The sequence below is a fragment of the Pseudomonas sp. DF5 genome, assembly GCF_058148225.1.
The window spans coordinates 102,176-124,411 of sequence record NZ_JBYVYM010000013.1 but is presented as its reverse complement, the minus strand read 5'-3'; the positions used below and the strand labels follow the sequence as shown (position 1 = coordinate 124,411).

The 22,236-nt window shown below is 58.4% G+C and carries 21 protein-coding genes; 9 read left to right on the top strand and 12 right to left on the bottom strand.

Translation table 11 applies throughout. The annotated features are described in order from the left end of the window. Nucleotides 1-14: 14 nt before the first annotated feature. Nucleotides 15-2,747 (bottom strand): RHS repeat-associated core domain-containing protein, encoded by a 2,733-nt coding sequence (locus AC30D7_RS14380; RefSeq protein ID WP_490134502.1) that lies wholly within the window; start codon nucleotides 2,745-2,747, stop codon nucleotides 15-17. A gap of 189 nt (nucleotides 2,748-2,936) precedes the next feature. Between AC30D7_RS14380 and AC30D7_RS14375 the strand changes: the two genes are divergently transcribed. Then, entirely contained in the window at nucleotides 2,937-5,297 is a 2,361-nt protein-coding gene (locus AC30D7_RS14375) for a DNA polymerase II (RefSeq protein ID WP_490134501.1), read from the top strand. Here AC30D7_RS14375 and AC30D7_RS14370 read toward each other — a convergent pair. From AC30D7_RS14370 to AC30D7_RS14360, 3 genes are all read right to left on the bottom strand, one after another. After that, complete coding sequence (locus AC30D7_RS14370) at nucleotides 5,262-5,732, bottom strand: DUF1810 domain-containing protein (protein ID WP_490134500.1); 471 nt, start codon at nucleotides 5,730-5,732, stop codon at nucleotides 5,262-5,264. The genes AC30D7_RS14375 and AC30D7_RS14370 overlap by 36 nt on opposite strands. Nucleotides 5,733-5,762: 30 nt before the next feature. Continuing rightward, nucleotides 5,763-6,584: an aldo/keto reductase gene (locus AC30D7_RS14365; protein WP_490134499.1), complete on the bottom strand. Its 822-nt coding sequence runs from the start codon at nucleotides 6,582-6,584 to the stop codon at nucleotides 5,763-5,765. Between the two features lie 147 nt (nucleotides 6,585-6,731). Continuing rightward, complete coding sequence (locus AC30D7_RS14360) at nucleotides 6,732-7,880, bottom strand: aldose epimerase family protein (protein WP_490134498.1); 1,149 nt, start codon at nucleotides 7,878-7,880, stop codon at nucleotides 6,732-6,734. 249 nt (nucleotides 7,881-8,129) lie between these two features. On the opposite strand from AC30D7_RS14360, the gene AC30D7_RS14355 reads away from it, so the two are divergent. Then, nucleotides 8,130-8,879 (top strand): hypothetical protein, encoded by a 750-nt coding sequence (locus AC30D7_RS14355; protein WP_490134497.1) that lies wholly within the window; start codon nucleotides 8,130-8,132, stop codon nucleotides 8,877-8,879. A gap of 266 nt (nucleotides 8,880-9,145) precedes the next feature. Continuing rightward, entirely contained in the window at nucleotides 9,146-9,931 is a 786-nt protein-coding gene (locus tag AC30D7_RS14350; RefSeq protein WP_490134496.1) for a sulfite exporter TauE/SafE family protein, read from the top strand. Here the strand turns inward: AC30D7_RS14350 and AC30D7_RS14345 are convergent. Further along, nucleotides 9,913-10,308, bottom strand: coding sequence for a VOC family protein (locus AC30D7_RS14345; RefSeq protein ID WP_490134495.1), 396 nt, complete (start codon nucleotides 10,306-10,308; stop codon nucleotides 9,913-9,915). The two genes, AC30D7_RS14350 and AC30D7_RS14345, sit on opposite strands and share 19 nt — an antisense overlap. Nucleotides 10,309-10,472: 164 nt before the next feature. Between AC30D7_RS14345 and AC30D7_RS14340 the strand changes: the two genes are divergently transcribed. From AC30D7_RS14340 to AC30D7_RS14330, 3 genes are all read left to right on the top strand, one after another. Next, on the top strand, nucleotides 10,473-11,018 hold the full coding sequence (locus AC30D7_RS14340) for a DUF4174 domain-containing protein (RefSeq protein ID WP_490134494.1): 546 nt from the start codon (nucleotides 10,473-10,475) through the stop codon (nucleotides 11,016-11,018). 622 nt (nucleotides 11,019-11,640) lie between these two features. Next, nucleotides 11,641-12,018 carry a DUF6124 family protein gene (locus AC30D7_RS14335; protein ID WP_490134493.1) on the top strand — a complete coding sequence of 126 codons (378 nt, stop codon included), beginning with the start codon at nucleotides 11,641-11,643 and terminating at the stop codon, nucleotides 12,016-12,018. A gap of 16 nt (nucleotides 12,019-12,034) precedes the next feature. Then, a complete protein-coding gene (locus tag AC30D7_RS14330; RefSeq protein WP_490134492.1) occupies nucleotides 12,035-12,301 on the top strand; it encodes a hypothetical protein in 267 nt (88 codons plus the stop codon). A 274-nt stretch (nucleotides 12,302-12,575) separates the two neighbouring features. On the opposite strand, the gene ampC is transcribed toward AC30D7_RS14330, so the two are convergent. Continuing rightward, entirely contained in the window at nucleotides 12,576-13,730 is a 1,155-nt protein-coding gene (gene ampC / locus AC30D7_RS14325; protein WP_490134491.1) for a class C beta-lactamase, read from the bottom strand. Nucleotides 13,731-13,890: 160 nt separating this feature from the next. Here ampC and AC30D7_RS14320 point away from each other — a divergent pair, with 160 nt between their 5' ends. Beyond that, nucleotides 13,891-14,769 (top strand): LysR family transcriptional regulator, encoded by an 879-nt coding sequence (locus tag AC30D7_RS14320; protein ID WP_490134490.1) that lies wholly within the window; start codon nucleotides 13,891-13,893, stop codon nucleotides 14,767-14,769. Between the two features lie 40 nt (nucleotides 14,770-14,809). Here the strand turns inward: AC30D7_RS14320 and gudD are convergent, their stop codons facing one another. After that, nucleotides 14,810-16,153, bottom strand: a complete 1,344-nt coding sequence (gene gudD, locus AC30D7_RS14315; protein WP_490134489.1) for a glucarate dehydratase — start codon at nucleotides 16,151-16,153, stop codon at nucleotides 14,810-14,812. A gap of 23 nt (nucleotides 16,154-16,176) precedes the next feature. Beyond that, entirely contained in the window at nucleotides 16,177-17,523 is a 1,347-nt protein-coding gene (locus AC30D7_RS14310) for an MFS transporter (protein WP_490134488.1), read from the bottom strand. A gap of 283 nt (nucleotides 17,524-17,806) precedes the next feature. Here AC30D7_RS14310 and AC30D7_RS14305 point away from each other — a divergent pair, with 283 nt between their 5' ends. Continuing rightward, nucleotides 17,807-18,523, top strand: a complete 717-nt coding sequence (locus tag AC30D7_RS14305; RefSeq protein WP_490134487.1) for a FadR/GntR family transcriptional regulator — start codon at nucleotides 17,807-17,809, stop codon at nucleotides 18,521-18,523. A gap of 110 nt (nucleotides 18,524-18,633) precedes the next feature. Here AC30D7_RS14305 and trhP read toward each other — a convergent pair whose 3' ends face one another. Further along, nucleotides 18,634-19,959 carry a prephenate-dependent tRNA uridine(34) hydroxylase TrhP gene (gene trhP / locus AC30D7_RS14300; protein ID WP_490134486.1) on the bottom strand — a complete coding sequence of 442 codons (1,326 nt, stop codon included), beginning with the start codon at nucleotides 19,957-19,959 and terminating at the stop codon, nucleotides 18,634-18,636. Nucleotides 19,960-20,134: 175 nt separating this feature from the next. Between trhP and AC30D7_RS14295 the strand changes: the two genes are divergently transcribed. Continuing rightward, complete coding sequence (locus AC30D7_RS14295; protein ID WP_490134485.1) at nucleotides 20,135-21,196, top strand: AI-2E family transporter; 1,062 nt, start codon at nucleotides 20,135-20,137, stop codon at nucleotides 21,194-21,196. Here AC30D7_RS14295 and AC30D7_RS14290 read toward each other — a convergent pair. The 3 genes from AC30D7_RS14290 to AC30D7_RS14280 all read right to left on the bottom strand — a co-directional run bounded on the left by AC30D7_RS14290 (nucleotide 21,193) and on the right by AC30D7_RS14280 (nucleotide 22,232). After that, nucleotides 21,193-21,375: a hypothetical protein gene (locus AC30D7_RS14290; protein ID WP_007940423.1), complete on the bottom strand. Its 183-nt coding sequence runs from the start codon at nucleotides 21,373-21,375 to the stop codon at nucleotides 21,193-21,195. The genes AC30D7_RS14295 and AC30D7_RS14290 overlap by 4 nt on opposite strands. Nucleotides 21,376-21,476: 101 nt before the next feature. Beyond that, a complete protein-coding gene (locus AC30D7_RS14285) occupies nucleotides 21,477-21,671 on the bottom strand; it encodes a hypothetical protein (RefSeq protein ID WP_018925407.1) in 195 nt (64 codons plus the stop codon). 192 nt (nucleotides 21,672-21,863) lie between these two features. Further along, on the bottom strand, nucleotides 21,864-22,232 hold the full coding sequence (locus tag AC30D7_RS14280; protein ID WP_490134484.1) for a hypothetical protein: 369 nt from the start codon (nucleotides 22,230-22,232) through the stop codon (nucleotides 21,864-21,866). Between the last annotated feature and the right edge of the window lie 4 nt (nucleotides 22,233-22,236).

Here is a 22,236-nt window from a genome sequence, read left to right as displayed (position 1 = left end):
AGAAGGATATTGCCCTATCGGTACTCCTCTATCGCGCTGTTCCACTGGGAACGAGTCGTCGCCGTTCTCCCTGTCAAGACATCAAAGGCTGACGTATTGTCGTAGGACTCAAGCAAGATATGGGTGCAGTTGAAACAGGCGGGAAAGGCAGCTGCTGCTTGCGCCCCTTGTAGTTTTTGCGTCACCACCTCAATGAGCGCCGGGTCAGTTATCCCGGTCTGCGCTTGCTGGATATAAAGCGCAAGATTGGCCGCTTGAACTTCTGCGTGGGCGGCAGGGAGTCCACTGGATTGGGGCAGGTCACCCTCGCTCGCCGCTACATGACCTTGAATACGGTTCTTTATCAGCGGATGAAGTGGTGTTTGTTCATACTCTACGCCTGCCAGGCTAATCGTTTTAGATGTCGTCCCTTGGTAGATTTTCACAGTTAGCGCGGGATCTCTGATTCGCTCGATATACCGGTTACTCATATATTCGGTGTATTTATCAGGATCGCTGAATCTCAGGATGCCACCTGCAACCGGATTGTCTCTACCGAGACCGTCATCTGCATTTCTGTGCACCTCTACACCATGCTTGGCTTTAGTAAGCGTTACATTTTTCTCTAAAGGGATGTTGAAAGTGTCGGTGATGTAAATGGTGTCGTCAGGTGTTGAGCCTTTAATTGCTGCTCCCGCATGCGCGACAGCGACGTTGGATTTGAAATTTTTTGAGAACCGCGCATCCGGATGCTCTTTAAAGTGCGCCTCGTCTGACGCCAGTTGTTTGGTCGCGGAGCCTTTTACTATAGGCGCTGGATGAGTGCTCGGCCCCGCGAGCATAGCGGTAGTTCGGTCACTTACCCGCTTGGTAAGTGCGTCTCCTTTGGCAAGTCCGAGGATATCCACAAAACTCATCGGATTATTCCCCACCATCGCATACAGATTCAACCCATCCACAGCCCCCGCCGGGTCGGCACTGATCCAGCGCTGCAACCAGGGCGCGTAATAGCGCCGTCCATAGTAGTAAAGTCCGCTGTCATCCATCTCCTTGCCCGAATAGCGGATGGTTTTATAACTGACTTCCCGCACCGAATCCGCTCTCAGCAAGGCTGTGCCGCCGAAGGGATAATATTCTTCGTGGCTGATCAGGCGGGCCGTTTGATCGAGTTCGATGAGACTGGAACCCTGATTGTCGTCGAGGCAGTAGCGCACCTGGTCGGCATCGATGTCCCCCGGGTGACCGTTGAGCCAATGCAGGCAACGCACGTTGCCGATCACGCTCGGCAAGATGATGACATGCAACTCTTCACCCGTTTCACGGGTGTGTATTTCAAGGCCGGGAGCGTAGTGCACATCGTGAAAATGACTGGTCGTTGACGTGTGGGTTTCGTGGTGTTTATAGACACGTTCGCCTTTGCTGTAGCAATAGGTTTCCTTATCGTCGAGGCCTGTCTTGCGCTTGATCAGCGTGACGGAGGCCAACTGATCAAGGATGTTCCAGTGCAAGGCTTGGCCCGGTTGCAAGGCCTTGAGATTGCCATGACGGTCAAACAGCGTTGAGAAATCGGGTTCAGAACCCTCCTCTTTCCAGCGCACGCCACGGTTGCTTGAGGGGTCAATGCACATCTCATGGGTGTAGCCGCCCACCGCGCGACTATGAGTCAATTTGGTCAGGTTGCCGCCCGTGTCGTACTCGTAGAATTGTGTGTAGTTCAGGATATTGTTGGGGTCGTTCGGCAACGGACGCCCCGGCATGCTAGAGGGCGGAGTGGTGTCATGGCCGGTGGCGCTGACCAACCGGTACAGCGAGTCATAGGTGAACAGGCGGGTTCCATCAATGTACTGGTTGGCGAAGAACACCGGATTGAAGGTGTGATCTTTAATGCTCAGCACGTTACCGACGTTGTCATAGCCATATTCCAGATCTTGCCGCGGGGCCTGGCCAGGTACACCGGCCTTCATGTTCGTCAGACGACCATCCGCCTGGTCGTAGATCCAGATTTTGGTCACGCCGTTGCCGAGTCGTTGTTCGATGACCTGGCCTTCGGCGTTGTACCGCGCGTCCTTGAGGATGTCCTGAATGGTATCGCTGGCATCGATTTGCAGCGTTACCTGCTTGAGTTGCCCGGCAATATCGTAGCGTGAATGTTGCTGATGATTGCCGGCATCCGTCTGGCTCAGCGCCTTGCCGTCTGCACCGTAGCGCCATCGTGTGGTGTAGGCGCTGCCATCGAATAAGGTGCGGATTTCTTCAAAAGGCAGGTAATGGAGGCTAAAGGAGCCGAATGCCATCGAGCCCGAAGGATCGACTTTCTTGATCAACTGACCACGCAGGTTTCGCCCTGGATCCGCATCGGCCTGCCCATAGGTCAAGACCTCGACGTTCGGTTGAGCATTGACGTCAACCGCCAACATGCGCAATTGATCATCGTAGGTATTTCGCCATTGATTACCGCGCTCATCCCAGCGATTGAGGACTTCACCGGCCACTCCCAACAGGCTCAGACGCCAGCCGGAGTCGACGCTGTCGACCTTCAGCGCTTGACCGGCCAGCCCATGGACTGTCGTCAGGTTAGACCTCGAGCCGTACAGGCGTGGATCCCAGTGCTCCACCGCTCTGCCTGCGACGTCATGACGCTGTCGGGTGATGAGTGTTTCCAGAGGAGCGCCAGTGCTCTTGCGCAGGTAGGCTACCTGGCGAACCGCCAGGCCGCGACCATCATAGACAGTCACTGATGGGGTGTTCCGATGCACGGTGAGATCCATCTCTCAACCTCCTTCGATGCATTGCATCGGTCATGGCAAAGGGGTTTCTCCAAGCCTCGATGCTATCAACGTAAGAGAGGTGTGTAACCTGTCATACATGACAGGTGAAGCGGCCTGTCCCGGCGCATCCACACGGTTGCCCAATGGCGCGTAGAATTACGCCTCAGTATCAATTTTGAGGTTACAGTGGTGGATTTACAGCAGGGCTTCGTCCTGACCCGGCATTGGCGCGATACCCCGGCCGGCACCGAAGTCGAGTTCTGGCTGGCGACCGATGCCGGTCCCCGGCGCATCCGCCTGCCGCATCAACCGTCGGTCGCGTTCATTCCACAGGCCATGCGCGAGCAAGCCGAAACGGTGTTGCGCGGCGAAAAGAATGTCGAGCTGCGGCCATTGGCGCTTCTGGACTTCGAGCACCGCCCGGTGCTCGGCCTGTATTGCCAACAGCACGGCCAGCTGATGCGCCTGGAAACCGCACTGCGCAAATCGGGCGTCGAGGTGTTCGAAGCCGACATCCGTCCGCCGGAACGCTACATGATGGAGCGGTTCATCACCGCGCCGGTTTTGTTCGGCGGCACGCCCGGTGCCGACGGCCTGCTGCTCGACGCGCAAATGAAGCCCGCCCCCGGCTACCGGCCGAACCTGCGGCTGGTCTCGCTGGACATCGAAACCACCGCGCAGGGCGAGCTGTATTCCATCGCCCTGGAAGGCTGCGGCGAGCGCCAGGTGTACATGCTCGGGTCGCCCAATGGAGATGACAGCGGGGTGGATTTCCAGCTCGAATACTGCGACTCGCGAACCCTGTTGCTGAAAAAACTCAACGAATGGTTCGCCCGACATGATCCCGACGCGATCATCGGCTGGAACGTCGTGCAGTTCGACCTGCGGGTGCTGCACGAACATGCCCGCCGCCTGGCGGTGCCATTGAAGCTGGGGCGTAGCGGTGAAGAAATGCAGTGGCGCGAGCACGGCAGCGGCAATCATTATTTTGCCTCGGCTGCCGGTCGGTTGATCATCGACGGCATCGAGTCGCTGCGTTCGGCGACCTGGAGCTTCCCCTCGTTCAGTCTGGAAAACGTCGCGCAAACCCTGTTGGGCGAGGGCAAGTCGATCGACAACCCGTACCAGCGCATGGACGAAATCAACCGCATGTTCGCCGAGGACAAGCCGGCCCTGGCCAAGTACAACCTCAAGGACTGCGAACTGGTGACGCGGATCTTCGCCAAGACCGAGTTGCTGACCTTTCTGTTGGAGCGCGCCAGCGTCACCGGTTTGCCGGCGGATCGCAGCGGCGGCTCGGTGGCGGCGTTCACCCATTTGTACATGCCGTTGATGCACCGCCAGGGCTTCGTCGCGCCGAACCTTGGCAATAAACCACCGCAGGCCAGCCCCGGCGGGTTTGTCATGGACTCGCAACCGGGGCTGTACGAATCGGTGCTGGTGCTCGATTACAAAAGCCTTTATCCGTCGATCATCCGCACCTTCCTGATCGACCCGGTGGGCTTGATCGAAGGGCTCAAACACCCCGACGATAGCGAGTCGGTGCCGGGTTTTCGCGGTGCCCGTTTCTCACGGACCCGGCATTGCCTGCCGGCCATCGTCGCCCGGGTCGCCGAAGGCCGCGAAACCGCCAAGCGCGAGCACAATGCGCCGTTGTCGCAGGCTCTGAAGATCATCATGAATGCGTTCTACGGCGTACTCGGTTCCAGCGGTTGCCGCTTCTTCGATACGCGACTGGCCTCATCCATCACCTTGCGTGGGCACGAGATCATGTGGCGCACCCGTCAATTGATCGAAGCTAAGGGCCACGCGGTGATCTATGGCGACACCGACTCGACCTTTGTCTGGCTGCGCCGCCCCCATGGTCAGGCCGAAGCCGCGCAGATCGGCCACGCGCTGGTGGACCACGTCAACCAATGGTGGCGCGAGCATGTGAAGCAGGAGTACGGGCTGGAAAGTGCCCTGGAACTGCAGTTCGAAACCCACTACAAACGCTTTCTGATGCCAACCATTCGTGGCGCCGAGGAGGGCAGCAAGAAGCGCTATGCCGGGCTGGTCACCCGCGCCGACGGCACCGACGAAATGGTCTACAAAGGCCTGGAAACCGTGCGCACCGACTGGTCGCCGCTGGCCCGGCAATTCCAGCAGGAGCTGTACCTGCGCATCTTCAATCGCAAGCCCTATCAGGATTACGTACGTGACTATGTGTGCAAGACCTTGGCCGGTGAGTTCGACGAGCGCCTGATCTACCGCAAACGCCTGCGTCGCCCCCTTGATGACTATCAACGCAACGTGCCGCCCCATGTACGGGCTGCGCGGATTGCCGATGACTACAACGACCAGCAGGGGCGGCCACGGCAATATCACAACGGCGGCTGGATCAGTTACGTGATCACGGTCGCCGGCCCCGAGCCGCTGGAAGTGCGCAGCGCGCCCATCGACTACGACCATTACGTCACCCGACAGCTGCAACCGGTGGCGGATGCGATCCTGCCGTTCGTGGATGACGATTTCTCAACGCTGATTGGTGGGCAGCTGGGCCTGTTTTGAGTCCAGCAGCGACAGCGTCCAGTCATCCGGTATGCCGTGAAAGTACTGATCCAGCGCCTGATGGAACAGGCTGCCTTTTGGCGAAACCTGGGCGAACAGCGTCATCGATGAGTGAAACTTGAGGTTGTCGGGGTGACCGAAAATCCTGGTAATCGAGCGTTGAGGAACATCCAGCACCAGTTGCGTGCAGGTGCGCAAGCGTGGCCCCAGCAACGGATGCTCCAGGTACGCCGCAGCTTCCTCACTGGAGCGAATGGCGAAGTAGCGGGACATTTCGCTGTCACCCAACCCGGCAAACTGCGGAAAGATGAACCACATCCAGTGTCGGCGCTTCTGGCCGGCGCGCAGTTCATCCTGAACCCACTCAAACACAGGGTTCTGCGCCTGGACGAAGCGTGGCAAATTGAAAGAGTCGAGCTGATCGGTACTTCTCATGCCGATGCCCTCTGATATAACCGTGCTGGCTCAGACCATGGCCAACCGCTGCTTGCGTTGTGGCGCGCGAAGCGCTTGGTCCAGCGCCTCCAGATCCCCAGCATCCAGACTCAGTTGTGTCGCTTGTGCGTTGAGTCGCACATGCTCGGGGTGGACCGCTTTGGGGATAGCGATCACTCCGCTCTGACGCAGAATCCATGCCAGCGCTACCTGCGCAGGTGTCGCCTGGTGACGGGCGGCAACCTGCTTGAGCGTTGGATTGGCCAGCATATGCCCGCCCTGGCCGATTGGACAGTAAGCCATCACCGGCATTTTCTGCTGTTGGCTCCAGGGCAGTAGATCGAATTCGATGCCGCGCTCTTCCAGGTTATACAGCACCTGATTGGTGGCGCAGGCCGGTGAAGCCAGTTCTTCCAGGTCATCCAGGTCGAAGTTGGACACACCCCAACGGCCGATCTTGCCGTCTTCGCGCAGGCGTTCGAAGGCTTCGACGGTTTCTTCAAGGGGATACTCACCGCGCCAGTGCAACAGGTAGAGATCGATGTAATCGGTATTCAGCCGCCGCAGACTGCGTTCGCAGGCCTGGGGGATACCTCTGCGGCTGGCGTTGTGGGGGTAGACCTTGCTGACGAGGAAAACCTGGTCACGCAGGCCTGCAATGGCTTCACCCACCACCTCTTCAGCGCCTCCTTCAGCGTACATTTCAGCGGTGTCGATCAGGGTCATGCCCAACTCGATGCCCAGGCGCAGCGCTGCAACTTCCTTGGTGTGTTGGGAGCGTTCCTCTCCCATGTGCCAGGTGCCTTGGCCGATGACCGGCACAGGGCGGCCGGCCAGCTCAAGAGTACGCATGAATCCTCCTTGTCTAAGTCCGATCGATACTACAGTTGGCAGCAAAATAGCAGGGTGGTTCCGTCGCCATCATGAAAGATCGCAGCCCGCGGGGGCGGGGTTATACCCGCGATATTGGAGCTGCCGCGGACTGCGATCTTGTTTGAACTAGCGGGCTGAAAACCTGAACACGGTGGTCTGGGCATAGGTCTTGCCCGGATCCAGCCGCGTGGACGGGAAGGCCGGCTGGTTCGGTGAGTCTGGATAATGCTGGGTTTCCAGAGTAAAGGCACCCCAATGCGGGTAAATCTTGCCGGCCTTGCCCTTGACCGTGCCGTCGAGGAAGTTGCTGGTGTAGAACTGTACGCCAGGTTCGGTGGTGTAGAGCTGCAAGCGACGGCCGGATTGCGGATCGCTGACATCGGCGGCGAGTTTGCCCAGGTCGCCCTTGGCATCCAGCACCCAGTTGAAATCAAAACCACCTTGTTTCGGTTCGGCGAATTTCAACTGTGGGTGATCGGCCTTGATGTGTTGACCGATGGCGGTCGGTTGGGTGAAGTCCATCGGCGTGCCGGCGACCGGGGCCAGTTCGCCGGTGGGAATCAGTTTGCCGGTGACCGGCGTATAACGGGTGGCGTGCAAGGTGGCGAGTTGCTTCAACACATCGCCGTTACCCGCGCCGGCCAGATTGAAATAGCTGTGGTTGGTCAGGTTCAGCACTGTGGGTTTATCGGTGCTGGCCTTGTAGTCGATGCGCAGCTCATTGTTCTCGGTGAGGCTGTAGGTGACCTCGGTTTTCAGGTTTCCCGGAAAGCCCATTTCGCCATCCGCCGACAGGTACGTCAGCGTTACGCCCACTGAATCCTTGCCCTTGCTCGGTTCAGCTTTCCACACCCGCTTGTCGAACCCTTGAGCCCCACCGTGCAGCGAATTGGTGCCGTCGTTGAGTGGCACCTGAAAGCGTTTGCCGTCCAGCTCGAAGGCACCATTGGCCAGGCGATTGCCGAAGCGGCCGATGGTCGCGCCGAAGAACGCCTTGCCGCTTTGATAACTCTGCACGTCATCGAAGCCGAGCACCACATCGTCGAGCTTGCCGTTTTTGTCCGGCACTTTCAGCGATTGGAGAATCCCGCCGTAGGTAATGACCGTGGCCTGCAGGCCATGGCTGTTGCGCAAAATGTATTGCTCGACGGGTGTGCCGTCATTGGTTTTGCCGAAGGCTTTTTGTTCGCTGGACAAACCAGTGGCGTGAGCGGAGAGGGTGGCGATCATCAGGGAGAGTCCGAGGCCAGAGAGCAGGTGTCGGGATTGAAGCATGGTTGACCTTCCTTTTTGTTGTTTTTAAGAAGTAGTCATACTAATGATCGTGATTTAGCGCGATCAAGGAAGGATTTATAGTCTATGTCTCAAGTATTGCAATTATAAAGTATGACTAATTTGAGCGATCTTTTGCGATAGCCCGCGCTTACGGACCACCGGTACTGCACTTTTTCAGCTTTCACGGTTCTATCCTTGGCCAGCCTGCGGCGATCCCCACCGCCGGCCCATGCCCAAGTTCAAGAACCCATGGCTCGAGTTTTACCCCGTTTTACCCTGCACATTCGCCGTCATTGCTTGCTGCTGATTAGCCTGTCGATGCTCTTCGTCAGTGGCTGCAGCCATCAGCCGGGCAACGATGTCATCAGCCAGTTTCGCAATGGCAAACCCCAGGAATTCCTCCAGACCAGCGTCGACCGCATGGCGACCCTGACGATGCGCGACAACCTCGAAAGCCTCTACCTGCTGATGAACAAGCTCTACCTGCGCAACCCGGATGAGCTGAAAAAGTCCGGCTTCCTGGATGTCGGCACCGCAGAAAAACAAGTGCGCATGGCCATCGAACAGCAAGAGCCGCTGCCCACGCTCGGCGGCAAAAAAGACCTGGCGGCGCTGAGCTTTGCCATGAGCCCGGAGTTCCTCGGTGACCGGGTCGGCGCGTTCATCTATGCCATCGGCAGCATGCTGGTGACGGCCCATGGCAATCGGCTGGAGTTCTACATGACGGATGCGCTCAACCCGACCTTCGTCAGCAATGCCGCGCGCAACATCGAAAAAGCCACCTGGATCTTGAGCCAGCGGCAAAACAGGCAAGGCGAGCCTTTGCTGTTCTCCAATGAAATTTCGGAGGAGGGCAGCAACCTGAGTTTTGCCGTGGAGTTCGGCAAGATCGTCGCGCGGCTGGACCTGCTGACCCAGATGCTCGACGAACGGTACCGGCGGATCGGCCTCAACTACGCTCAGAGTTTGCTGTTTTTGAATTTTTTGCCGGTGCAATAAGACGAGTGATGCTGTGTCAGTTAGAACACGATTTCCTTGTGGGAGCGGGCTTGCTCGCGAAAGCGGTTTAACATTCAACGTTTATGTTGACTGACACACTGCCTTCGCGAGCAAGCCCGCTCCCACAAGGGATTGGTATTGAGGAGGAGATCGCTGTTCCAGATCGGTGAATTGGCATAACGATAGACCGCATCGATATATGTGGTTATAAGAAAAATCGCTATGCTGCTGACCGGTTTGTTTATTGCGAATTTCTGGACGTATTAATGGATTTCGGTAATTTCGGGTTGGTCGTGGCAGGTCTGGTGGTCGGCTTTATTGTCGGCATGACCGGCGTCGGGGGCGGTTCGTTGATGACGCCGATCCTGCTGTGGTTCGGCGTTAACCCGGCCACGGCGGTGGGCACGGATTTGCTGTACGCGGCCATTACCAAATCCAGTGGTGTACTGGTTCATCGCAAGAACAAGAATATCGACTGGGCGATCACCGGTTGGCTGACCCTCGGCAGTGTGCCGGCGGTGGCCCTGACGCTGTGGTTCCTGAGCACTTTGCAGACCTCGCCCGAGGCGATGAACGCCATCATCAAACAGGCGCTGGGTTTCGTATTGTTCGCTACGGCGCTGGCGATTTTCTTCAAGAAACGCTTGCTCGATTTCGCCCACAAACGGGCGGGCGGCCACTACAACCCCAGCGGTTCCCGGTTGAATGCACTGACCGTGATCACCGGTCTGGTCCTCGGCACCATGGTGGCCCTGACCTCCATCGGCGCTGGCGCCCTGGGCACCGTTGCGCTGTTCATCCTGTATCCGCTGCTGCCCACTCGTCGCCTGGTCGGCACCGAAATCGCTCACGCGGTGCCCCTGACCCTGGTCGCCGGCCTGGGCCACGCAAGCATGGGCAACATGGATTGGCACGTGTTGGGCTTCTTGCTGGTCGGCTCGCTGCCAGGGATTTACCTGGGCAGCCATTTGACCGGGCGCATCTCCGACGAACTGCTGCGTCCGTGTCTGGCGACGATGCTGGTGCTGATTGGCTATAAACTGGCTTTCTGATCCGATACTTCTTCCCGAGTAAAAATCTCCAGCAGATGCCCGTCCGGGTCATCGAAATACACACGCCGGCCACCGGCGTAATCGTTGATCTCGTTGGGCCGCTGCTTACCGGGGTCGGCCCACCACGGCTGCTTGATCGCCTGCAGGCGAGCGAAGGCCGCATCGAAGTCGTCGTCTCCAATCAAGAACGCATAGTGTTGGGACGCGATGGGCGGGTCGTTGTTGTAGAAATCCAGCGACACCCCGTTATCGAACTTGACCACCAGCATCGGCCCGAACGGCTCGGGATCGGGCAGGCCGAGGAGGTCGGTCAGGTAGCGTGCCGAAACCTGTTTGTCACGGCACCAGACGATGGTGTGGTTCAGCTGAGCGCTCATGGATAAACCCTCACGATGAATCAGCTATGAGATTAGCTCAGGCTGTTGCGCAATGACCGCCCTGACCTAAGCTTGGGCAAGGCGGAACACAATCGCGGTGCATCGCCCGGAACGATCACCGCGATGCGCAATCATTAGAGCGTGGATATCAAAAGGAGATGCGCATGCTCATCAGGTCTTTGACCCTGGCTACCCTGTTGGCTTTCGTCGGTCCTTCATTCGCCGCCGATGACGATTCCCCGCTGGTTAAAGACGTGGGCCGGGCTCGACCCCTGATTGTCATCGCGCCCAGTTCGGTGGACCCGGTTTGGCTCAACCTGAAAAAATCACTGGACGACTCTGCCAACCGCAAGGGCTTCACCGATCGAAACATGGTGCTGTACACCGTGATCAATACGATGGGCCAACGGGACGGCAAAGACCTCGACCCGCAATCGACGATGGCGTTGATCCGCTCGCTCAAGCTGGGTGCCGGGGCGAAGAGCAAAATTATCCTGATCGGCAAGGATGGCGAAAAGAAGCTTGAGCAGTCGGATGCAGTCGAGTTGAAAGAGATATTCAACACCGTCGACCAGTTGCCGACGGCCGAGAAGGAAGCAACGGTACCGGTGCCAGCGCCGGTGGCTGAAGTCGCACCGGTCAAAGGTGCTAAAGGCGCCAAAGGCAAACCGGCGAAGCCTGCCAAGCCGGCTGAGCAGCCGGATGATTGAATTTTCGCTGGTCAGTCAAGAAATCTGAGCGACGAAAATCCTGTGGGAGCGTGCGGTGCGGCGATCCCACAGGTTCTGCGTCTTGACCATTTTTCGTTTATCCCCCGATCGTCCGTAGCAGCTGCCGAGCCTGCGAGGCTGCGTTCGGCTGCGCAGCAGTCGCCAAACCTGCCACCGCGTGCTTTCAGGCAAATCGCGTTCACCGGATGACGACCGCTTCGCGGCCGAACGCAGCCTCGCAGGCTCGGCAGCTGCTACGGAGTCGGGGCGTCCTAGGACGTTAAGTCTGCGCCTTCGTTTGCGTCGGACATTTCCTGCAAGACGTAGCGCATTCCATGAACTATCGCCCCGTCGACTGCCCGGATAACCTTCTTCTGCCGCTGCAAAATCAGTGGTCGGATGTGGAAGTCCGTGGTCAGAGATACTTACCAACGCTTGTAAAGCGCATGGCGACATTTTTTATGTCAACATTGCCGCGTTATGGCGGCTGTGCGCGGGAGCACCGTCGGGTGCGCCGGGTTTTGGTGAGTTTCCCTGGTCTTCCACACCTGCGTACAGCTGCCACCCTCATGTGGAAGTGAGATGGGTAGCTCCCCCTGAAACTCAACAGAGTACTTCCCATATGAAGAAACAAACGCCTAACCCTCCCGAAACCCAAGCCGATGATGATTCCCTAGATCCCGTCGAACTTTCCGAAGTGACCGAACCCGCCATCAGCGCTCGTTTACGTAACCCCAGGCGCGCCGACCCGATCAGCCACATCTTCACCATCGTCCCCGGTGTCCACACAGAAACCCTGCTAAGCCACGCCTGCGAAACCCTCGCGTCCCTGAATGTCCTGATCACCGATCTGGCCTGCAAGCTGGAAAGCTCCAACCGCAACGTGGCGCTGTCGATTCAGCAGTTGGCGGTGGTCGCCGAATTGCTGGTGAACCGCGCGCTGGACACTATCGATCCGCCCGAAGGCGTGTCTGCTGTTCAGCCAGGCACTCAACATTGATCAGGGAGGTTCAGCTATGGCTCGATACATGCCGATTACGGGCATCGACTGCAGAATCCCGTCGTTGCTGATTGATACCGAAGCGCCTGTGGATGTGTTGCATGACACGGCGGCCTACCGCATCAGAAGCGTGACTCAACTACTGGAAACCCTCTCCATCGGCGAGGGGATCAGCCGCGAGGCATTGCTGTTGCAGGACTTCGCGCGGGTGCTGGCGATTCCGTTGCGCGACGGCTGTGATTTGATGGATGTGATCGGGCGACGATTGCAGGCACAGATTTAAATGCAGTAACGAAAATGGGCGACCTCAACGGGTCGCCCATTTTGTTTGCCAACGGAAATCTGAAACTTGGTGATCCATTGTGGCGAGGGAGCTTGCTCCCGTTCGGCTGCGTAGCAGTCGTAAATCCGGCATCCGAGGGCTATCTGATGCAACGCGGTGATGGGTTTGGGGCCGCTGCGCAGCCCAGCGGGAGCAAGCTCCCTCGCCACAGGTTCTGTGCCAATCCGGCCAATGATTTCCAGGCTCGGCAGCTGCTACGGGGCGTCGCCCTCGGCTATTTGGTCAGCGCACTCAGAATCTGGTAGGCAATTTTGACTCGCTCCGGATTCGGGTAGTTTTTGTTGGCCAGGATCACGATGCCGATGTTCTTCGCCGGGATAAAAGCGACATAGGCGCCGAAGCCGCCGGTTGAGCCGGTTTTGTTGATCAGCAAAGTGTCGCGTTGAGGTTGCGGTGGGGTCAGCCACTGGACTTCATGGGCCTCCATCGCCATCTGCGACGAGTTGCCAGCCAGTAATGTGTCGAGTGTCACCGGGTAGTTGTAGAGCTCCCACCCCAGCCCTTGAGTCATGCCACCAACCGTGTAGTAACCGGTATGACTGATGGCGATCGCTTGCTGCAAAGGCTTTTCCAGCGAAGCGGGATTCATATTCGCTTCAACATAGCGAAGCAGATCCGAGGCGCTGGTTTTCACGCCATACGCTTCGGAATCCAGTGCACCCGGCTCGACCCGCACAGGCTTGTCGTCCTTGGTGTAACCCTGGGCGTAAAGCCCCATCTGATCCTGCGACACCTTGAGGTAAGTGTGTTTGAGGCCGAGTTTCGGCAACAAGGTTTTTTCCATCAGCTCATCGAACGGCGCCCCCATGCTCTGGGCTGCCAGATAGCCGAACAGCCCAAGGCTGGGGTTTGAATACTGGCGATGAGTGCCGGCGGCGTAGATGGGTTTCCACTGCTTGAAATAGTCGAGCATCTTGTCCTGATGGTCTGCCTCGCCAGGGAATTGCAGGGGCAGGCCGCCGGCGGTGTAGGTGCCGAGTTGCAGCACGCTGATGTTGTCGAAGGCGCTGCCGCGCAGGGCTGGCAGAATCTGACTGGCGTTGTCCGACAAGGACAGTTTGCCGCTCGCCTGGGCGTAGGCGGCGAGGGTGGCGGTGAAGGTTTTGCTCACCGAACCGATCTCGAACAGGGTGTCTTCGGTGACTGCCTTGCCGTTCTCTTTCGAGGCCACGCCGTAGTTAAAGTAATGCGGTTGGCCATTGACGGTAATCGCGATTGCGATGCCGGGAATCTGCTGTTGCTGCATCACCGGTTCAATGGCGGTATTGACGATGGATTCGATGCGCTCGTCAGCAAAGCTGTGACTGGCACCGAGGAAGAGTGCGAAAACGCTGTAGGGCAAGAGTCTTTTTTGATTGTTCGTGGGCATGATTGAGTTACTTTCCATGATTTCAGAGGATGTTAACCGCTACACTCCGAGCGGTTTTTCAAGCCGGTCCACTGCTGGGCGAGCCAAATCTATGCAGTTTGGTGAAGGCTGACAAACGACGATATTTCGGATGAGCCATTAGAAAATTTTGGGAGTGGGCATGATTCGACCTCATCTGCCGCTGAATGCGCTGCGCGCTTTCGAGGCGTCGGCGCGTCATTTGAGTTTCACCCGGGCGGCGGTGGAGTTGTGCGTGACGCAGGCGGCGGTGAGCCATCAGGTCAAGAGTCTTGAAGCCCAGCTTAACGTGACTTTGTTCAAACGCCTGCCCCGTGGGCTGATGCTGACCAGTGAAGGTGAAACCCTGCTGCCGGTATTGTGCGAATCCTTCGACCGGATTGCCGAAACTCTGGAGCGTTTCGAAGGCGGGCATTTTCGTGAGGTGCTGACGGTGGGCGCTGTGGGGACGTTCGCGGTCGGTTGGCTGTTGCCGCGATTGGCGGATTTTCAGAAGAAACATCCGTTCATAGATTTGCGCCTGTCGACCAATAACAATCGGGTCGATGTGGCCGCTGAAGGTCTGGATTACGCCATCCGCTTTGGTGCGGGAGCGTGGCATGGGATTGAAGCGGTGCGGTTGATCGAGGCGCCGCTGTCGGTGCTCTGCGTTCCAGAGATTGCCCGGCAATTGCAGACGCCAGAGGATCTGTTGCAGCAAACACTGTTGCGCTCCTATCGCACGGATGAGTGGCCGGAATGGTTTCAGGCGACCGGTCTTTCGTCCCATACCGTACTGCCTCGAAGCATCGTCTTCGATTCGTCGTTGGCGATGATGGAGGCGGCGCTGCAAGGAGCAGGTGTGGCATTGGCGCCGCCGCTGATGTTTGCCCGGCATCTGGCGGCGGGTGCAATCGAGCAGCCGTTCGCCATCGGGATCACCACCGGCAGCTACTGGCTGACCCGCTTGCAGTCGCGCCCCGAAACGTCGGCGATGGCGGCGTTCCGGGGCTGGCTGCTGCAAGCGGCCCAGATGAACTAGTGTGAAGACCACTCCCTGTGGGAGCGGTGTTTCCAGAGGTTTAGCGCACCAGGCACGGCCGCTTGTTATCGAACTTCCATCCCGAAATCAGAAACTGCATCGCCACGCTGTCATCCCGCGCGCCGAGCCCCATGCCTTTGTACAGTTCATGGGCCTTGGCCAGTTGATCCATGTCCAGCTCAACTCCCAGGCCAGGTTTTTTCGGCACCTGCACGCAGCCGTCGACGATTTGCAGCGGCGCTTTGGTCAGGCGCTGGCCGTCCTGCCAGATCCAGTGGGTGTCGATGGCGGTGATCTCACCCGGCGCAGCGGCCGCGACGTGGGTGAACATGGCCAGGGATATGTCGAAGTGGTTGTTGGAATGCGAGCCCCAGGTCAGGCCCCATTCGTGGCACATCTGTGCGACCCGCACCGAGCCCTGCATGGTCCAGAAGTGCGGGTCGGCCAACGGAATGTCCACCGACTGCAACTGGATCGCGTGGCCCATTTCCCGCCAATCGGTGGCGATCATGTTGGTCGCGGTTTTCAGGCCCGTGGCACGACGGAATTCAGCCATGACTTCTCGCCCCGAGTAACCATTCTCCGCGCCGCACGGGTCTTCGGCGTAAGCCAGGACGTGATGCTGATCCCGGCACAGGCGGATCGCTTCCTTGAGCGACCAGGCGCCATTCGGGTCGAGGGTAATGCGCGCATCGGGGAAGCGTTCAGCGAGGGCGGTGACCGCTTCGATTTCCTCGTCGCCGCGCAACACCCCGCCCTTGAGTTTGAAGTCTTTGAAGCCATAGCGGGCGTGGGCGGCTTCAGCCAGGCGCACCACGGCGTCGGCGCTCATGGCTTTTTCGTGACGGAGGCGGAACCAGTCATTGTCGGCGTCCGGCTCACCGCGATAAGCCAGATCGGTTTCGTTGCGATCACCGACGTAAAACAGGTAGCCGAGCATCTTCACTTCATCACGCTGCTGGCCTTCGCCGAGCAAAGCGGCGACCGGCACGTCCAGGTGCTGGCCAAGCAAGTCCAGCAGGGCCGCTTCCAGGCCGGTGACCGCGTGAATGGTGATGCGCAGGTCGAATGTCTGTAAACCGCGACCACCGGCATCACGATCGGCGAAGGTCTGGCGCACTTGATTGAGGATCTTCTGGTACGTGCCGATCGGGCTGCCGACCACCAGTGCGCGCGCGTCTTCCAGGGTCTGGCGAATGCGCTCGCCACCGGGTACTTCGCCAACGCCGGTGTGACCGGCGTTGTCCTTGAGGATCACGATATTGCGGGTGAAGAACGGGCCGTGGGCGCCGCTTAGATTGAGCAGCATGCCATCGTGGCCAGCCACCGGCACAACCTGCATGCTGGTGATGATCGGGGCTTTTGCGGCTTCTTGTGGGTTCATTTTTTTGTCCTTTAAACCAATGTTCAAGCGTGATTCGGCGCTGGTTTGCCCAGTGCAACGGCCGGTGCGGGTTTCGGTTTATTGCGCGCGGCGAAGACGATGATCGCGGCGATGATCGAGGTGGCGGCCAGGCCGTAGAGCCCGCCCTGGATTGAACCGGTGTGTTCTTCCAGCAAACCGAAGGTGGTCGGCGCCACGAAGCCGCCGAGGTTGCCCACCGAGTTGATCAGCGCGATCACGCCGGCGGCGATCCGCGCATCCAGGTACGCCTGGGGAATCGGCCAGAACAGCGACGAAGCCGATTTGAAACCCAATGCGGCGAAGCAGATTGCAACGAAGGCGAAGATCGGCCCACCGGTGGTGGACATGAACATCCCCGCCGCAGCGATCAGCAGGGCAGTGGCGACCCAGGCTTGCTGGTGCTTCCATTTGCCCGACAGCGAGGCAAAGGCGTACATGCCGACGATCGACAGCAGCCACGGAATCGAGTTGAACAAGCCGACCTGGATGTCGCTCAGGTCGCCCATTTTCTTGATGATGCTCGGCAGCCAGAAAGTCGCGGCATAGATGGTCAATTGAATGAAGAAGTAGATCAGGCAGAACAGAATGATCTGGCGGTCCTTGAGCAGTGTGCCCAGCGACGGTTTGATCGGCGTCGCGGCTTCGCGGGCCAGTTGTTCGTCATCGATGGCTTTGACCAGCGCGTCCTGTTCGGCCAGGGTCAGCCATTTGGCGTCGTGGGGTTTGGAGTCCAGCCAGAGCCAGACGAACACGCACAACCCGACCGAGAACATGCCCTCGATGAAATACATCCATTGCCAGCCGTGCATGCCCAAACCGTTGATTTGCAGCAGCAACCCTGACAGCGGGCCGGAGATCAGCGACGCAATAGCCGAACCGCTGAGGAAGATCGCAATTGCCTTGCCGCGTTCCGCGCCAGGCAACCAGCGGGTGAAGTAATAAATTACTCCGGGGAAGAACCCGGCTTCAGCCACACCAAGCAGAAACCGCAGGATGTAGAAGTGGGTTTCGTTCTGGATGAACGCCATGCAGGCGGCCACCAGGCCCCAGGTCAGCATGATGCGGGTCAACCAGATTCGCGCGCCGACTTTTTGCAGGAGGATGTTGGAGGGGACTTCGAACAGTGCGTAACCGATGAAAAACAGACCGGCTCCGAGGCCGTAGGCGGCAGCGCCAATCCCTAAGTCATGTTCCATGTGGGCGCGGACGAAGCCGATGTTCACACGGTCGATGTAGTTGACGATGAACATGATCACGAACAGCGGCAGGACGTGGCGTTTCACTTTTGAGATGGCGGACTTCAGGACCGAATCGGCGCCATCGTTCATCCCGGATATGGATGTATTCACTTGTTTTTCTCCCACTCGTTATTTTTATGCGGGGTGTGGCTGGGTGTAGCGTTGTTGATAGACATCATACAACTTGCTTTTTTGATTCGACAAGCACTGTTGTCCAATAAAATGGCTATTTGTCGGGTGATTTCTATGCTTTTTTGGGTCGGGTGTGGGGTTGTGATGGTGTTCTAGCGGTCAATTTGTTGAGTGTTGTCATACAAGTTTGAGGCTGTTTTCTGGGGATTCCAATCGATTCCGGTGCTACGATCCGGATAGCCCTGCCTTACGGATAATCACCATGCAAGAAGACATCGACGCACCCGCCCGCAAGCGCGCTCACAACCTGGCCCATGATCTGGTGGTCAAGCTGACCCAGAGCATTTTGCTCGGCCAGATGCTGCCGGGGGACAAGCTGCCGTCGGAGAACTCGATTGTCCAGGAGCATGGGGTCAGCCGTACGGTGGTGCGCGAGGCGATTTCGAAATTGCAGGCTTCAGGGCTGGTGGAAACCCGTCACGGCATCGGCACCTTTGTCATCGAGCGCGCGCCAGAGCAGGGGTTGCGGCTGAATGTCGATACCGCGCTGGGGGTGCGCAGCATTCTGGAGTTGCGCATGGGCCTGGAAACCCAGGCCGCCGCGCTGGCGGCGGTGCGTCGTACCGATCAGCAATTGGCGCAGATGCGTGAAGCGCTGGATGACTATCAGAGTTTGCTGACCAACAATGACAGCTGCGTCGAGGCCGACAAACGTTTCCACCTGCTGATCGCCGAAGCCACCGGCAATGTATGCTTCACAGAGATCATGCAGCACTTGGGCAATGCGATGATTCCCCGCACCCGCGTCAATGCCGCCGAGCGCGGGTCAGCGGACTTGAGCAAGCTGGGGCAACTCGCCAACCTCGAACACGAGGCGATTCTCAACGCCATCAAGCGCCAGGATCCGGATGCTGCGCGGGCGGCGATGTGGTTGCACCTGACCAACAGCCGCGACCGCTTTTCGGCGGGCGGCACCTGATTCGTCAGTGCGTAGGAGCGAGCAGTGCGGCGATCCGACTTGTCCGCGAAGAATACACCGCGTTTTTTCAGGTATTACGCGTCATCGTTCTTCGCGGGCAAGCCTCGCTCCTACAGGGGCGCTATATCGCGCATCAGCAATCCATAACGCAAATCCACCGCATCCGGAATCGGCAAATACACCGTGTGCCCATCCCCAGGCGCCACTTCAATCGCCTCGCCCCTGAGGTTCTGCAGTTGATGCAGGTCGAAGTGGAAGTTGCCCTTGGGCGTCATCAGTTCCATGTGATCGCCCAGGCCAAAACGATTCTTCACCCGTACCTCGGCCAGCCGGTCGCGGCGTTCGCCGGTCAACTCCCCAACGAACTGTTGGCGCTCTGAAACCGAGCTGCCGTTCTGGTAGTTCTGGTATTCGTCATGCACGTGCCGGCGCAGAAAACCTTCGGTGTAGCCGCGCTGAGCGAGGGACTCCAGATCAGTCATCAAGCTGCGATCGAACACTCGGCCAGCCACCGCATCGTCGATCGCGCGGCGATAAACCTGGGTGGTGCGCGCGCAATAGAAATGCGATTTGGTCCGGCCTTCGATCTTCAGTGAATGCACGCCCATCTGTGTCAGGCGCTCGACATGCTGGACCGCGCGCAGGTCCTTGGCGTTCATGATGTAGGTGCCGTGTTCATCCTCGAATGCCGGCATCAGTTCGCCGGGGCGATTGGCTTCTTGCAACAGGAACACCTGATCGGTCGGCGTACCGAGGCCCAGGGTCGGTTCGGGTGAGTGGTGCTGGACGATTTCACCCAGTTGATTTTCGCTGGCCGGTGTCGCCGAGTATTTCCAGCGACAGGCATTGGTGCAGCTGCCCTGATTGGCGTCACGCTTGTTCATGTAGCCCGACAACAGGCAGCGCCCGGAATAGGCCATGCACAACGCGCCGTGTACGAACACTTCCAGCTCCATCGCCGGGACGTGCTGGCGGATTTCGGCGATTTCTTCCAGCGACAGTTCGCGGGACAGGATGATCCGGCTCAAGCCCTGTTGCTGCCAGAACTCGACGCTGGCCCAGTTCACCGTGTTGGCTTGCACCGACAGGTGGATTGGCATCTGCGGGAAGTGCCGGCGCACCAGCATGATCAGGCCGGGATCGGACATGATCAGCGCGTCCGGCGCCATGCCGATCACCGGTTCCAGATCCTTGAGGAACGTTTTCAGCTTGGCGTTGTGCGGGGCGATGTTCACCACCACATAAAAGCGCTTGCCCTGAGCCTGGGCCTCGCTGATGCCGAGCGCGAGGTTGGTGTGATCGAATTCGTTGTTACGCACCCGCAGGCTGTAGCGCGGTTGGCCGGCGTATACCGCATCGGCGCCGTAGGCGAAGGCATAACGCATGTTTTTCAGGGTGCCGGCCGGGGCGAGCAGTTCCGGGGGGATGAGTGGCATGGCGCAAGTCATGGCAGTGTCGATCGCAAAAGCCGGCAAGGGTAAGCGACCTGCACGCGGGGTTTATTGATCTGGATCTATGCTTGACCAACAAACAGATGGCACTCGCGACAACCGTGGCGGACTAAACATAAGGACGCGAATTTTCGCCTCTGCGCATTGGCATGGACCGGACATGAACGAAACGAAGCTCCAGAACACTTCGCTGATGGTCTTGCTGGCTGTGGTGACCTTTGCCTTTGTCTGGATTCTGCTGCCGTTCTACGGTGCGGTGTTCTGGGCGGCCATCCTCGGCATTCTGTTTGCGCCCTTGCAGCATCAATTGCAGCTGAAATTTGGTTGGTCACGCAACCTGACGGCCCTGTGCACTTTGAGTCTATGTGTGCTGATTGCGATCCTGCCGGTAATCATCATCAGTACCTTGCTGGTTCAGGAGGGCGCGGCGCTTTATGGCCGAATCGAAAGCGGCGAACTGGACATTGCCGGGCATGTGTCGCAGTTCAAACACAGTTTGCCGCCGTACTTTCAGCACTTGCTCGATCGTTTCGGCATGGGTGAGCTGAGCGGGCTTCGCGAGAAAATCATCAAGAGCATGATGCAAGGCAGTCAGTTTCTGGCGTCTCAGGCGTTCAGTTTTGGCCAGGGGACGTTCGATTTCGTGGTGGGTTTTTTCATCATGCTGTATCTGCTGTTTTTCTTTCTGCGGGACGGCTCCGAACTGGCACGCAAGGTTCGCGCGGCGATACCTCTGGAAGATAATCAAAAGCGCCGCTTGCAACTCAAGTTCAATCGGGTGGTGCGGGCCACGGTGAAGGGCAGTTTGCTGGTGTCGATCACGCAAGGGGCGTTGGGCGGGTTGATTTTCTGGTTTCTGGATATCCCGAGCGTGCTGCTCTGGGCGGTGTTGATGGCATTCCTGTCGCTGTTGCCGGCGGTGGGGGCGGGTATCGTCTGGGTGCCGGTGGCGGCGTACTTCCTGCTCAGCGGTGCGATCTGGCAGGGCACGGTGCTCGCGTTGTTCGGGGTGTTCGTGATCGGGTTGGTGGACAACGTGCTGCGGCCGATCCTGGTGGGCAAGGACACCAAAATGCCCGACTACCTGATTCTCATCTCGACCCTGGGCGGTCTGGCGATTTTCGGCCTGAATGGTTTTGTCATCGGCCCGTTGATTGCTGCGTTGTTTATGTCGAGCTGGGCGATTTTCGTCGATACCAAACAGCGGATTCAGCTGCCTTAAGCGCTGAGCTGGCCTGAGCCGATACGTTGCGACAGAGCCTGGGCGTCAGGAAGCGAGGTGAGCGGGCCGCTGATCGGTTCGCCGTCCTGCACCAGATACCAACAGGCGAGCAATCCCAGTGCTCTGAGCGGTGCGGGAACGGCGCTGCCGATAACGGACATAATTTGAACCTGAGCCATAAGTACCTCCATCAATCTATGGGGCTACCTTACGGATCGGGCGCTTGAACGGACAATCAACGCTCTCGATAGTCGTCATTGACGCCGGTGAGTGTTGGTGGTCAGTCCACGACTTGATCGAGCATATGCACGACTTCCTGCTCATTGAGCAGGCCTTTGCGCACCAGGTTTTCCGCCAGCAGCGAGAGAAACTTGGCGCTGCGATGGCCTTCCAGGTGCTTGAGTTCGGTCAGTGCGTTGTACACCTTGCTAGACGTGCACAGGCCGACAATGCGGTGCGGGTTTTGTGTGGGCATGAGGTCGTCCTTGTTTTTATCAACCTGTTGTTTATGGACAGATCAAGCTTGCGGGCCTGTCATGACATAAATATGACCAACTTTACCTGCCGGGACTGTCCCGACAGCGACCTTGACGAGATTTATTCAGACTTGGCTCGCCCTGCGGCCACAAAAAAGGCCCCGCTATTGAGGCGGGGCCTGATGAGTCTGTTACCAGCGGTCGCCACGGTAATAACCATGGGGATGGCCATAGTAACCGTGCGGTGGGCCATAGTAGCCGCGTGGCGGACCGTAATAAATCGGTGCCGGGCGGTAATACATCGGTTGTTGGACGTAGACCGGCGCCGGTTGGTAGTAAACGGGCGGTGGCTGTACGTAAACCGGTTGAGGCTGAACGTAAACCGGTTGCTCTACATACACCGGCCGGTCGCGGCCGATAATTGCTGAGCCGATGATTGCCGAGCCGACGATCGCACCAAACACAGCCGGACCTTCCCAGCCACGACCACCTGCTTCTGCCTGCCCTGCGATAGCGAGAGCACCGATCAGCAAGGCTACTGTGGGGATTTTACGGATCATGATA